Genomic DNA, 13,424 nt, shown 5'->3' with positions numbered 1-13,424 from the left:
AAACTCATAATCAAAAAATTGAATTATAATACAAGGAGTAAACCTCTTACTTTTTATAATTATTCTATAAATTAGCAAAAAATAAAATTTATTTTTAATGAGTGTATTACTACTTTGGGCAACCATTTCTATTTTCTTTTCTTTTTTATGTTCAATACTTGAAGCAGTATTGCTAAGCATTACTCCTACATTTATAAACCTTAAAAAACTGGAAGGCAAAGACTATGCTATTACATTAGAAAGCCTTAAAAAAGATGTAGACAAACCTTTAATTGCCATACTTACTTTAAATACTATTGCTCATACTTTAGGTGCAATGATGGTAGGTATATCCGCAGAAAAACTTCCATATAAAATAGAGCTTTTTGGCATAAACACTGTTGGTGTTGTATCTGCTATCATGACACTATTAATTTTAGTAGCCTCAGAAATTATTCCAAAAACTATAGGAGCTACATACTGGAAAAATCTAGCCAATTTTACTTCAAAAGCACTAATCATTTTAATTTTTCCTTTAAAATGGACAGGTATTTTATGGTTATTACAGCTTACTACAAAACTTATTGGAGGCAAAGGTCATGGAAGTGTTTTAAACCGTGAAAGCTTTATAGTTATGACAGATTTAGCTCAAGAGGAAGGTGTTTTTCAAGAGAACGAAAGTAAAGTCATTAAAAACCTATTAACTTTTAAAGAAGTTAAAGCTAAAGACATAATGACACCAAGAACAGTTATGAAGACTATTAGCGAGACTACAACTGTTGAAGATTTTTTTAATAAAAACCTCAACTTACGTTTTTCTAGAATCCCTGTTTATATAGATAATGAAGATAACATTAAGGGTCTTGTTTTAAAAAACGAAGTTTTTAAAGAAATGGCTCTTGATAATCGTACTAAAAAACTTTCTGAAATTAAAAGACATATTATTATAGTAGACCGTAATATTGCTATTCCAAGCTTATTTGATCAACTCGTTAAAACCAAAAATCACATGGCTTTAGTTGTTGATGAATATGGTACGGTTAGTGGGTTAGTAACTATGGAAGATGTTATTGAAACTTTACTTGGTTTAGAAATAATGGATGAAAGCGATAATGTTTCAGACTTACAAGCCCAAGCTAGAAAAAACTGGAAATCAAGAGCAGAAAAATTAGGCATATTAGAGGACAACAAAGACACAGAAAACAATTAATGGAAACCTGCACTATAAATACACCTTTAGGTTTTACTAAAATTAGTGGAGATATTAATGGTCTAACTGATATAACAGTTCTTAATTCAAAAGAAAAAATTACAGACATAATTCCTGTTGAACTTGAAGACTGCGTTATACAGCTCAATGAATATTTTAAAGGAAATCGTAAACAATTTAATCTTAAATTAAATCCCCAAGGCACAGATTTTCAAAAAAGAGTATGGACATTATTAGAACAAGTTCCCTACGGAAAAACCATGACTTATTTAGAATTATCAAAACAATTAGGAGACGTAAAAGCCATAAGAGCTGTAGCGAATGCCAATGGTAAAAATCCACTTTGGATTATTGTACCCTGTCACCGTATTATTGGTAGTGATGGTAGCTTAACAGGTTATGCTGGTGGCTTACATCGTAAAAAATGGCTTTTAGAACACGAAAGCCCATATAAACAGCAATCTCTTTTTTAATTCCTAAATTACACCAACTACCTTTTAAAACTATTCTATTATCATTATAGGCTTTTTTGTTGCTTTTTGCTCAAGAGATTCATGTAAATCTTTATAAAACTTCAAGCGCATTTTTTGATAAACGTTAGCTTGAAGCAGCACGTTATTTATATTTTTCTTATTCCAGTCATTCCATAGTTTTGCCATTTTTTTACGTTTCCTAGGATACCTGCTTAAAATATCTGTCGTTTCATAAGGATCGTTTTTCATATCATATAATTCAGGTATTCCCGTTTCATCATTTAATAAATATTTAGTATCCAAATTACGTACTGACCATCTGCCTATTTCTGTTCTCCAAAATAATTCTTGATGCGGAGATTCTTTTTTAACACCATTTAAATAAGGAATTAAATTTTTGCCTTCTAATGAATAACCTGAAGTATCACCTTTTCCCAAATAAGTCACTGTAGCAGCAATATCTAAAGCAGAAACTAAACCATCAAATTTACCTGTTCTTTTTATTCCTTTTGGCCAATGTATAATAAAAGGAACATGAGATCCACCTTCCCGCATACTGCCCTTTCCATCTCTATATAGACCGCTATTACTATAAGCCGACATGTTTCCTGTTTTTTTATTTATTTTGGGGCGAGCTCCTCCATTATCTGATAAGAAAAAGATAACAGTATTATCTAGCTTTTTTGTTTTTTTTAATGCTTCTATAATCAAACCTATACCTTGATCCATTTCATCTATCATAGCGGCATATATTCGTCTACGCTTATCTTTTATATGTGCATATTTTTCAATAGTTTTTTTTGGAGCCTCCAAAGGTGCATGGGGCGCATTATATGCCAAATACAACATAAAAGGCTTGTTATTAACTTGACTAACAAATTTTACAGCATCTTTACTTAAAGCTGTTGTCAAGTACTCATTAAACTCTCCATTTTTATTATTGCGTAGTAATGGCCAATAAGCCCCCTCATTGGCAGAATAATGAGGTTCATTATTTAAATTCCCTTTTACCCTAAGAGAACGTATAATATTCACATTTTCAGGAAAATAAGAATGCCCTCCAGATAAAAAGCCATAAAAATAATCAAACCCACGGTTATTAGGATGAAATAAGTAAGAAGCTCCTAAATGCCATTTACCAATAATTCCTGTTGTATAGCCTACTTTTTTTAGACGGCTTGCAAAGGTTTTTTCTGTAGTAGGTAAACCACTATGTTCATCGAAGTGAGAATTGGTAATGTTTATTTCTAAACCAAACCTAGCTTGATACCTCCCTGTAATTAATCCAGCACGAGATGGTCCGCAGTACGGATGAGTTACATAACCATTAGTAATCTCAACACCTTGTTTGGCTAACCAGTCAATATTAGGCGTAGATATATCTTTAGTACCAGTATAACCTAAATCTCCATACCCTAAATCATCGGCTAAAATAACCAAAAAATTAGGTCTATTCTCTTCTTGAGAATACATTATAATTGAAAACATTAAAAAACTATAAATCCAAATTTTGTTATACATATTAATCCTGTAATTATAATTACAACGAAGTAAAACTTTTCGTTATCACTAGTATATAACATATGATTTATTATAGAAAACATATGATTATTAAGCACGAAATTATTGTTATAGAATTTATTTTAGAATACAAAAGATTATATAAAACAAAAAGGAATAGTAATATTTTCCTTTATTTCTGGTTATTAATTTTATTATCTTTAAATCTTCATACTCAGAATAACAATAAAATTCTTAAAACTAGTTAAATGAAATTCTTAAAAAAACTCTTCAAATGGGTTGCCATTCTTTTAGGTTTATTAATTATAATATTATATGTCACCGATACAGATTACTTAATTAAAGCTGTAAGAACGATTTATTTAAAAGGACACACCACTGCTTATTTAGAAGATTACAAAGAATTCCATAATCAAGTTATAGAAAACGGAACACCTCAACCATGGCCTAATCACAAAAACTATAACTCTATAAAAGAGACTAATAAGCTAAATGAAATAAATAAAGCAAACGGAACCATTGCATATGTTATTATAAAAAATGACAGTATTTGGTTTGAGAATTATTATGGTGGTTTTAATGCAAACTCGCAATCCAACTCCTTCTCTATGGCAAAAAGTTATGTATCTGGACTTATGGGAAAAGCTATTAAAGATGGGTATATTAAAAGCATAGATCAACCTGTAAGTGATTTTATTCCTGAATTTAGTAATGGTTTAGCAGCTAAAATGACTGTTGGCGACTTATCTAGTATGGCATCGGGTACTAATTGGGATGAGGCATACTATTCCCCTTTATCTATTACAACTCGAGCCTATTTCGATGATGATTTAGAAAAAGTAATGCTAGGATTAAAAGTCGTTGATGAACCTGGAAAACATTTTAAATATGCCAGTGGGGATACACAAATGTTAGCCATGGTTATCGAAAAAGCTACAGGCAAAAAAATGTATAATTATTTAACCGAAAGTTTTTGGAAACCTCTTGGATGTGAAAACTCTACATTATGGCAGGTAGATAGTAAAAGCCATGATTTAGTAAAAGCCTATTGTTGCATTTCTAGTAATGCTAAAGATTTTGCACGTTTTGGAAAATTATATAAAAACCATGGGAAATGGAATGGTAAACAAATTTTAGATTCTACTTTTGTTGCGAAATCTATAAAACCACGTTTTCAAGAAAGTCCAGAATATGGTTATGGCTTTTGGCTAAAAAAACAAAATGGAAAACATTTTTTTATGATGCAAGGTCATCTAGGCCAGTATGTTATTGTACAGCCAGAGGATAATATTATTATTGTTCGTTTAGGTCATCAAAAATCATCTAGAAATCAACCTTCAGATATTTACACTAATGATATTTCTGTATATATAGAAGAAGCCTATAAAATGCTAAATAAATGATAGATAAGCTTAATCTTGAAAATATTTTATTTCTAGATATAGAAACCGTTCCTGAAACTCAGTATTTTTCTGATTTAGATGATACTAAACAAGCTCTTTGGGAACATAAATCAAAATATCAACGTAAAGAAGATTTCACTGCTGAAGAATTTTATGATCGTGCAGGGATTTGGGCTGAATTTGGAAAAATCGTTTGCATCTCTGTTGGATATTTTACGTATCAAGGTGATTTAAGAAAATTTAGAGTTACCTCTTTTTATGGTGATGAAGTGAAAATTTTAAAAGACTTTAAAAATCTATTAAATTCTCATTTTAATCAAACCAAACATTTACTTTGTGCGCATAATGGTAAAGAATTTGACTTTCCATACATTGCTCGCCGTATGATTATTAATCATATAGAACTTCCTTACAAACTCAATCTCTTTGGTAAAAAGCCATGGGAAGTTCCACATTTAGACACTTTGGAATTATGGAAATTTGGTGACTATAAAGCATTCACCTCTTTAAAATTGCTAACTAATGTTTTAGGCATTCCATCTCCAAAAGATGATATTGATGGTAGTGAAGTGTATCGAGTGTATTACGAAGAAAACGAAGTAGATCGCATTATCATTTATTGTGAAAAAGATACTATTGCAGTAGCACAAATACTTTTAAGATTAAGAGGGGATGACCTTTTAACCAACGATGAAATTATTCATATATAAATGGAGAAAAAAAATATTTTAAATATTAATGATCTTTCTATTTCATTTGGAAAAAATGAAGTAATCCATAATATCTCTTATAACTTAAATTCGAACGAAATATTAGGTATTGTAGGAGAATCTGGTTCGGGAAAATCTGTATCTTCATTAGCTATTCTAGGTTTACTTCCAAAGCATATATCTAAAATAACATCGGGGCGCATTCTTTATAATGAGATAGATTTAACGGTACTTCCAAATAAATCATTTCAAAATATACGAGGAAATAAAATAGCTATGATTTTTCAAGAGCCTATGAGTTCTTTAAACCCATCTATGACTTGTGGGAAACAAGTTCAAGAAATACTATTACAACACACAAAATTGTCTAAAAATGAAGCTAAGGAGGAAACCTTATTACTCTTTGAGAAAGTAAAACTACCTGATATAAAACACACATACGATAAGTATCCTCATGAAATTTCTGGAGGGCAAAAACAACGGGTTATGATAGCCATGGCTATTGCCTGTAAACCCGATATTTTAATTGCAGACGAACCTACTACAGCTCTCGATGTTACTGTACAAAAAGATATCATCGAATTACTTAAAAAGCTTCAAATAGATACTAAAATGAGTATCATTTTTATAACCCATGATTTGTCTTTAATTTCAGAGATTGCAGACCGTATTTTAGTTATGTATAAAGGTGATATTGTAGAAGCAGGTTTAGCCACTTCAATATTTAAAAATCCGCAGCATAATTACACTAAAGCATTAATAAATTCTCGACCTACATTAGATACTAGATTAAAAACATTACCAACCATTCAGGACTTTTTAAATAATACAACTTCTAATGAGGTAATAACAACTCAACAACGTAAAAAAAACCATGAAATTCTTTATAACACAACGCCTTTACTAGAAGTAATTAATGTTGAAAAAGAATATATATCTAAATCTGGTTGGTTTACTAAACCAAATACTTTTAAGGCTGTAAATAATATTAGCTTTAAATTATATGAAAGAGAAACTTTAGGTTTAGTAGGTGAGTCTGGTTGTGGAAAATCTACACTTGGTAACGCCATTCTACAGTTAGACAAAGCTACGACTGGACAGATTTTATACAAAGGTATTGATATTACCAAACTATCAAAAAAAGACACAAGAAAATTAAGAAAGGACATTCAAATTATTTTTCAAGATCCATACTCGTCATTAAACCCAAGAATACCTGTAGGTGAAGCTATTATGGAACCCATGAAAGTGCATAAACTTTACAAATCGGATATAAAACGTAAAGAAAAGGTTATTGATATTTTAAATCGAGTTGGCTTATCTGAAGATTATTTTAACAGATACCCTCATGAGTTTTCTGGCGGGCAAAGACAGCGTATTGGTATCGCAAGAACTATAGCTTTACAGCCAAAGTTAATTGTTTGCGATGAATCTGTTTCTGCACTAGACATATCTATTCAAGCACAGGTACTTAATCTATTAAATGAGCTAAAAGTAGCTTTTGGATTTACTTATATATTTATATCTCACGACTTAGCTGTAGTCAAATATATGTCAGACCAACTATTAGTTATGAATAAAGGTAAAATTGAAGAACTGGACGATGCAGATATTATTTATAATCATCCAAAAAAAGATTATACTAAAAAATTAATTCAAGCCATCCCTAAAGGATTATAGCATAAATATTTTTTTTGTTAAATAAATTATACTTTTCACAAATTGTAAGTTCTGTTTAACAGTTTCTTTGAATTTGCTTTCATCATTAGTAGATTGTTCAGGTAGATTTGTTGCAACATTCATAAGTTAGAGTTTATGGTAGATTTGAGAGGGCAATCTATATATTAATTTGGTTTCTTTGGGTTGTGCTAATATCAAACTATTTTTCAATAAATCGGTTTAAAAACATAAAAAATCGACAAAAAACATGTTTTTTTAACATTTTAAGCACAATATATTTTTTTTAGGATAGAATTACAAGTAATAAACTACATCATTTTGTTGAAAAATTTTACAATAATTTTTACAAAATTAATATATACCATGCCAGCTATTAAAACCAACAAAAGCTATAATCCAAAACAAAGCCTTAAAACAAGAAATAAGACAAAAATAACAACCTTATATAATCATTTCTGGAATATCACCCTCAACAATTAAAGTACCTTCAGTAGCATTCTTTATATCTTCTATAGAAATGCCTGGAGCACGCTCCAATAGTTTAAATCCTTTATTTGTAATTTCAATTACAGCTAAATTAGTAACAATTTTTTTTACACAGGCAACTCCCGTTAATGGTAAACTACATTGTTTTAACAGTTTAGATTTACCTGCCTTATTAGTATGCATCATGGCTACTATAATATTCTCTGCACTTGCTACTAAATCCATAGCTCCCCCCATACCTTTAACCATACGCCCTGGTATTTTCCAATTCGCAATATCTCCGTTTTCAGCAACTTCCATAGCTCCTAAAATAGTTAAATCAACGTGTTGTCCACGTATCATAGAAAAACTCATTGCTGAATCAAAAAAGCTTGCTCCTGGCAAGGTTGTTATAGTTTGCTTTCCTGCGTTAATAACATCTGCATCTTCCTCTCCTTCAAAAGGAAAGGGTCCCATACCTAGAACACCATTTTCACTCTGAAATTCTACTTCAATATCATTTCTAACATAATTAGCTACTAAAGTTGGAATACCAATACCTAAATTCACATAGTACCCGTCTTTAACTTCTTTTGCAATACGCCTTGCTATACCCGTTTTATCTAGCATCTATCTTTTATTTTTGTCATTCTCGTGAAAACGAGAACCTTTTTAATTGAACCTTAATATTTTAAAAGTGGATTCCTTCCGAAATTCATCTTTAACGAAAACGAAAGGCAGAATGACAAGTATTTTAATCTTTTTGCCTCACAGTTCGTTGTTCAATACGTTTTTCATAAACTTCTCCTTGAAAAATACGTTGCACAAAAATTCCTGGAATATGAATTTGATTGGGATCTAAAGTTCCTAACGGCACTAATTCCTCAACCTCTGCAACAGTTATTTTTGCTGCACCACACATATTTGGGTTAAAATTTCTAGCTGTTCCTTTAAAAATTAAATTTCCAGCTTCGTCGCCTTTCCATGCTTTTACAAAAGCAAAATCTGCTTTAAAGGCATATTCTAAAACATACATTTTACCATCAAACTCACGGGTTTCTTTACCGTTAGCAACTTCTGTTCCATAACCTGCAGGAGTATAAATTGCAGGAAACCCTGCTTGCGCTGCCCTACAACGTTCTGCAAGTGTTCCTTGAGGAATAAGTTCTACTTCTAATTCACCAGAAAGCATTTGGCGTTCAAATTCATCATTCTCACCAACGTAAGACGAAACCATTTTTTTAATCTGTTTTTGCTGAAGCAATAAACCTAAACCAAAATCGTCTACACCTGCATTATTTGAAATACATGTCAATCCACTAACCTTACGTTTAACCAATTCTAAAATAGCATTTTCAGGAATACCACTAAGCCCAAAACCACCAAGCATAAAGGTCATATTATTTGACACCCCTTCAAGAGCCTCTTGAACACTAGCTACTTTCTTATTAATCATTATTATCCAATTTTTATTATATAAAATTACGAATAATTGAATGATATGTCGAAAATATTAACAAATAAAAAACCATTCTAAAAAGAATGGTTTTTTATTAATTTTTCAAATAGTAAAGCGGACTTTTTATATTAAGCCTCTATCTACATAAACGCAAATTAAAAACTTAAGTCATCTGGAACCTCTTCAGGTCCTTCCTCATCATTATCATTAGTCTCCTTAGAGCAATCTACATTTATAGAAAGATTCTTAGGCTTTTCAAATGATGCTTTAGAAACATTTAAAGATTCATCTGCATAACAACTTTTCATATACAATCCCCAAATAGGCAATGCCATAGCTGCTCCTTGACCATATTTAACGGTTTTAAAATGAACAGCCCTATCTTCTCCTCCTACCCAAACTCCAGTCACTAGGTTAGGCACCATCCCCATAAACCAACCATCACTCTGGTTTTGGGTAGTTCCTGTTTTCCCTGCTATAGGATTAGTAAATTGATAAGGATATCCTGTAATGATTTCTTTATAATCTGCTCTATATTTATCTGCACCTTTTGTTCGTAATCGTGCTCCAGAACCAGATTGCGTTACACCTTCCATTAATTTTACAGTTACATATGCCGTTTCTTCACTTATAACATCACGTGTTTCTGGCTTGAATTGATACAAAACAGTACCGTTTTTATCTTCAATACTTGTAACCATGACTGGCTTTGTATAAACGCCTTGATTAGCAAATGTTGAATACGCACCAACCATTTCGTAAAGACTTATTTCTGGAACTCCTAAAGCTATAGAAGGCACAGATGGTACATCTGATTTAATCCCTAATTTTTTAGCTAAATCTACAACCGTTTGCGGACCTACCTTATCAATTAATCTTGCAGTTATCGTATTTACAGAATTTGCCAAAGCATTTTTTAAAGTTCTATTACCTCCATATTCTCCCCCCGCATTTTTAGGACACCATTCTTCTGCATTTCCAAATTTACCTTCTTCAATACAAAATGGTGTATCTGGAAATTCATCACAAGGCGAATAATGCAATTGATCTATAGCTGTTGCATACACAAAAGGTTTAAATGTAGAACCTACTTGACGTTTTCCTTGTTTTACCATATCATACTGAAAATGCCTATAATTCATTCCTCCAACCCAAGCTTTAACATGGCCTGTTAAAGGATCCATAGACATCACTCCTGTTCTTAAAAACGACTTGTAATAACGTATAGAATCTATTGGCTTCATTATAGTATCAACCTCTGAAGCTCTCCCCTCTTTCCAGGTAAAAACTGTCATTTGTGCTGGCTTAGTAAATGATGCTTCTATCTCCTTATCAGATTTTTTCAAATCAAATTTCATATGCCTCCAACGCTCTGATTGTTTCATAGAACGTTTTAATAAACTATTAATTTCTTTTTTATTTAAATCTAAAAAAGGAGTCGTTGGATTACGTTTTGTTGTATTTTGAACAAAAAATTCGGCTTGTAACCTTGGCATGTGTTGTTGTACAGCTACCTCTGCATATTTCTGCATTCGCGAATCTATAGTTGTATAAATTTTTAACCCATCGTTATACAAATTATACTTTGTTCCATCTGGTTTCAAATTATTCTTAATCCATTTTTTCATATAACCATCTAGATAGCCTCTAAAATATGTAGCTATACCTTCTCGGTGTGATTCTGGAGAATATTTTAAGCCTAATTCTGTTTTTTGAAGTGAATCTTTTACTTTTTTCGTAATATAACCATACTTTTCCATTTGATATAAAACAACATTTCGTCTATTTTTTACACCTACTGGATTTCTTCTAGGGTTATAAAGCGCAGAATTTTTAAACATACCCACCAACATCGCAGACTCTTTGATGCTTAAATCTTTTGGTTCTTTACTAAAATAAATTCTTGAAGCACTTCTAATGCCATCTGCATTATTTAAAAAATCGTAGATATTAAAATATTGTGCTATAATCTCTTCTTTAGTGTATTGACGCTCTAAACGTGTCGCAATAACCCATTCTCTAATTTTTTGAGAAAGTTTTTTAAAGATATTAGCTTTTTCTCTTTTATGAAACAGCTGTTTAGCCAACTGTTGAGACACCGTACTTGCCCCTCCATTTTTCCCAAAAAAAGCTATTGCTCTTAAAGTCCCCCTAGCATCAATACCTGAATGTTCATGGAAACGTGCATCTTCAGTAGCTACTAGAGCATCTACCAAATTCTGCGGTAGCTCATCATAAGTTATAGGTGTTCGGTTATCATTTAAATAAAATTTCCCTAATGTTTTTCCATCAGAAGAAATAATTTCTGTTGCTAAATTTGTTTTAGGGTTTTCTAATTGGGTATGATCTGGCATGTCTCCCAATAATCCCCAAGAAGCTAATAAAAATACCAGAAAGACTATCAATACACCTCCTAAAAATAGCATCCAAAACCAACGGATATATTTTGAAAAATCTTGAATCGTTTCTTTTTTTACTTTTTTTACTTTTGCCATGTACTTTATTCTAGATAATACATCTCGATACTATTTTGTTTCACATAGACTATAGCTAGTCCTGAGAGAAGTCAAAAGACCTAATGAAGCAAAATCACTCGATGTGACATTTTTAGTTATTGTTTATAATATTTTCTACTCTAAAACCAATATCTGTAACCCCTTCAAGTTCTATAACCCCATTAACTTTTCCATTCTCTCGCATAGCATGCTGAATATTAACAGTATATTCTCCTATTTCTTTAAAAACAACCTGTTCTTTATACCAAAGTTTATTTTCTTTAACATCTGTATAACCAGTCCCTAAAAGTTTACCACTAGGTTCTGCCATTCTATATTCTAAAGTATCTTTTACGGTTTTTCCATGTGGAAAAACCATCTCTACAATTAAAAATAAATTATTGTATTTGTAAGCATTGGTATTTCTTAAATTAACAAATAAATTATAGGCATTTGTAGAATCTGGCGGGTTGATTTTAAAACTAATTATAGAATCTTTGTGCCATTTGTTTGGAACTGCCTTATAAGTATCTAAAACACTATTAGAATCGCAAGACACTAATACTAAAAAACATATTAAGAAAAATAATAAAACTCTATTTTGCAGCATTTTTACTGTTGTTTTGAGGTTTTTTTCTACTGTTTTTATTTCTATTATTCTTATTCGAATTGTTCTTATTTGGTTTATTCTTACTTGAGCTACTTTTATTTAAGCTATTTTTATTCGAATTATTCTTTCTTGAGTTATTACTACCTGTTGTCTCTTTTTTATTAGCTTGACTCCCTTTCCTTCTATTATTTTTACGCTTATTTGAACGCTTTGGATTATCAAAACGTGTTAAACTATCTTGTCCAACAACATTTTCAAACTCAGTTTTAGCTTCTTCAATAACCTCTAAAGCGTATTCTTCAAGGCTAACAACTTTTTCTTTCTTCTTATTTAGCTCTATAATTTCATTAGCTTGACTTGTTGTTATTTTATGCCAATTCATCCATTCCCCCTCATAAGCGTACCACATATGCCCTTTAAAAATATCTGTTTTTTGGCAAACTGCAGTACCTTTTTCTGTCTGTAATTTTATATCTGTTTTTGGAAAACTTTTTAAAGCATCTAAATAAGTATCAAGCTCATAATTCAAACAACACTTCAACTTACCGCATTGTCCTGCTAGTTTTTGCGGATTTAAAGATAATTGTTGATAACGTGCAGCAGATGTGCTTACAGATCTAAAATCTGTTAACCATGTAGAACAGCACAACTCACGTCCACACGAACCAATCCCTCCAAGTCTTGCTGCTTCTTGACGAAACCCAACTTGTTTCATTTCTATACGCGTTCTAAACTCTCGCGCAAATACTTTTATAAGTTCTCTAAAATCTACGCGCTCTTCTGCAGTATAATAAAATGTCGCTTTACTAGCATCTCCTTGAAATTCAATATCTGAAATTTTCATTTGCAATTTCAAATCAATAGCAAACTGGCGAGCTTTAACCTTCATAGGCTCTTCTTTATCTCTTGCTGCAGACCAAATATCAATATCTTTCTGGCTCGCTTTTCTATAAATCTTAAGTCCTTCCTCTAGGTTTTCAGATATATTTTTACGTTTCATTTGAACACGCACTAATTCTCCCATAAGGGTAACCATACCAATATCATGCCCTGCTTTTGCCTGTGTAGCAACAACATCTCCAATACTAAGTGTTAAGTTTTCTGTGTTATGATAGTATTCTTTTCTACCATTTTTATAACGTACCTCAACCCAATTAAATGGTTTTTCTCCATTAGGTAAAGACATGTTGGACAACCAATCGAAAACAGTTAGTTTATTACAACTGTCTGTACCACAGGTTCCATTATTTTTGCAGCCCTTAGGTTGACCGTCTTTAGTTGAGCAACTTGCGCAAGCCATATATTTTATATATTGAATTCGCTAATAATTAGATTATTACGAATGAAGGTTCATATCTAGTTTAAGTCAAGTTAACACAAAAATATATTTGCATAAAAACTTAAGGAGATCTTTTTAAA

The 13,424-nt window shown here is 31.4% G+C and carries 11 protein-coding genes; 5 read left to right on the top strand and 6 right to left on the bottom strand.

Annotated elements, in window-relative coordinates; all coding sequences use genetic code 11:
- Positions 1–97: 97 nt before the first annotated feature.
- Positions 98–1,189, top strand: coding sequence for a CNNM domain-containing protein (locus A8C32_RS13985; RefSeq protein ID WP_069831051.1), 1,092 nt, complete (start codon positions 98–100; stop codon positions 1,187–1,189).
- Complete coding sequence (locus tag A8C32_RS13980; RefSeq protein ID WP_069831050.1) at positions 1,189–1,662, top strand: methylated-DNA--[protein]-cysteine S-methyltransferase; 474 nt, start codon at positions 1,189–1,191, stop codon at positions 1,660–1,662. Before A8C32_RS13985 ends, A8C32_RS13980 begins: the two co-directional genes overlap by 1 nt.
- A gap of 30 nt (positions 1,663–1,692) precedes the next feature.
- Here the strand turns inward: A8C32_RS13980 and A8C32_RS13975 are convergent, their stop codons facing one another.
- Positions 1,693–3,150, bottom strand: coding sequence for a sulfatase-like hydrolase/transferase (locus A8C32_RS13975; RefSeq protein WP_069831075.1), 1,458 nt, complete (start codon positions 3,148–3,150; stop codon positions 1,693–1,695).
- A 281-nt stretch (positions 3,151–3,431) separates the two neighbouring features.
- On the opposite strand from A8C32_RS13975, the gene A8C32_RS13970 reads away from it, so the two are divergent.
- From A8C32_RS13970 to A8C32_RS13960, 3 genes are read left to right on the top strand one after another with little or no spacing between them, the layout of a single operon-like run.
- On the top strand, positions 3,432–4,586 hold the full coding sequence (locus A8C32_RS13970; RefSeq protein ID WP_069831049.1) for a serine hydrolase domain-containing protein: 1,155 nt from the start codon (positions 3,432–3,434) through the stop codon (positions 4,584–4,586).
- Entirely contained in the window at positions 4,583–5,296 is a 714-nt protein-coding gene (locus tag A8C32_RS13965; protein WP_069831048.1) for a 3'-5' exonuclease, read from the top strand. The genes A8C32_RS13970 and A8C32_RS13965 overlap by 4 nt, the downstream gene beginning before the upstream one ends.
- Entirely contained in the window at positions 5,297–6,976 is a 1,680-nt protein-coding gene (locus A8C32_RS13960; RefSeq protein ID WP_069831047.1) for an ABC transporter ATP-binding protein, read from the top strand.
- Positions 6,977–7,417: 441 nt separating this feature from the next.
- On the opposite strand, the gene A8C32_RS13955 is transcribed toward A8C32_RS13960, so the two are convergent.
- The 5 genes from A8C32_RS13955 to A8C32_RS13935 all read right to left on the bottom strand — a co-directional run bounded on the left by A8C32_RS13955 (position 7,418) and on the right by A8C32_RS13935 (position 13,305).
- On the bottom strand, positions 7,418–8,071 hold the full coding sequence (locus A8C32_RS13955; protein WP_069831046.1) for a 3-oxoacid CoA-transferase subunit B: 654 nt from the start codon (positions 8,069–8,071) through the stop codon (positions 7,418–7,420).
- 124 nt (positions 8,072–8,195) lie between these two features.
- A complete protein-coding gene (locus A8C32_RS13950) occupies positions 8,196–8,897 on the bottom strand; it encodes a CoA transferase subunit A (RefSeq protein ID WP_069831045.1) in 702 nt (233 codons plus the stop codon).
- Between the two features lie 158 nt (positions 8,898–9,055).
- Positions 9,056–11,395 (bottom strand): penicillin-binding protein 1A, encoded by a 2,340-nt coding sequence (locus A8C32_RS13945; protein ID WP_069831044.1) that lies wholly within the window; start codon positions 11,393–11,395, stop codon positions 9,056–9,058.
- A gap of 112 nt (positions 11,396–11,507) precedes the next feature.
- Positions 11,508–12,005, bottom strand: a complete 498-nt coding sequence (locus A8C32_RS13940; protein ID WP_069831043.1) for a gliding motility lipoprotein GldH — start codon at positions 12,003–12,005, stop codon at positions 11,508–11,510.
- Complete coding sequence (locus A8C32_RS13935) at positions 11,992–13,305, bottom strand: PSP1 domain-containing protein (protein WP_069831042.1); 1,314 nt, start codon at positions 13,303–13,305, stop codon at positions 11,992–11,994. The genes A8C32_RS13940 and A8C32_RS13935 overlap by 14 nt, the downstream gene beginning before the upstream one ends.
- Positions 13,306–13,424 lie beyond the last annotated feature (119 nt).

It is taken from the genome of Flavivirga aquatica, assembly GCF_001747085.1.
GTDB lineage: Bacteria > Bacteroidota > Bacteroidia > Flavobacteriales > Flavobacteriaceae > Algibacter_C > Algibacter_C aquatica.
This window is presented reverse-complemented; position numbering and strand designations above follow the sequence as displayed.

Coding starts and splice junctions, on each gene's coding strand:
- A8C32_RS13975 (WP_069831075.1), bottom strand. CDS start 3,150: ATGTTTTCAATTATAATGTATTCTCAAGAAGAGAATAGACCTAATTTT.
- A8C32_RS13960 (WP_069831047.1), top strand. CDS start 5,297: ATGGAGAAAAAAAATATTTTAAATATTAATGATCTTTCTATTTCATTT.
- A8C32_RS13945 (WP_069831044.1), bottom strand. CDS start 11,395: ATGGCAAAAGTAAAAAAAGTAAAAAAAGAAACGATTCAAGATTTTTCA.
- A8C32_RS13965 (WP_069831048.1), top strand. CDS start 4,583: ATGATAGATAAGCTTAATCTTGAAAATATTTTATTTCTAGATATAGAA.
- A8C32_RS13950 (WP_069831045.1), bottom strand. CDS start 8,897: ATGATTAATAAGAAAGTAGCTAGTGTTCAAGAGGCTCTTGAAGGGGTG.
- A8C32_RS13955 (WP_069831046.1), bottom strand. CDS start 8,071: ATGCTAGATAAAACGGGTATAGCAAGGCGTATTGCAAAAGAAGTTAAA.
- A8C32_RS13985 (WP_069831051.1), top strand. CDS start 98: ATGAGTGTATTACTACTTTGGGCAACCATTTCTATTTTCTTTTCTTTT.
- A8C32_RS13970 (WP_069831049.1), top strand. CDS start 3,432: ATGAAATTCTTAAAAAAACTCTTCAAATGGGTTGCCATTCTTTTAGGT.
- A8C32_RS13980 (WP_069831050.1), top strand. CDS start 1,189: ATGGAAACCTGCACTATAAATACACCTTTAGGTTTTACTAAAATTAGT.
- A8C32_RS13935 (WP_069831042.1), bottom strand. CDS start 13,305: ATGGCTTGCGCAAGTTGCTCAACTAAAGACGGTCAACCTAAGGGCTGC.
- A8C32_RS13940 (WP_069831043.1), bottom strand. CDS start 12,005: ATGCTGCAAAATAGAGTTTTATTATTTTTCTTAATATGTTTTTTAGTA.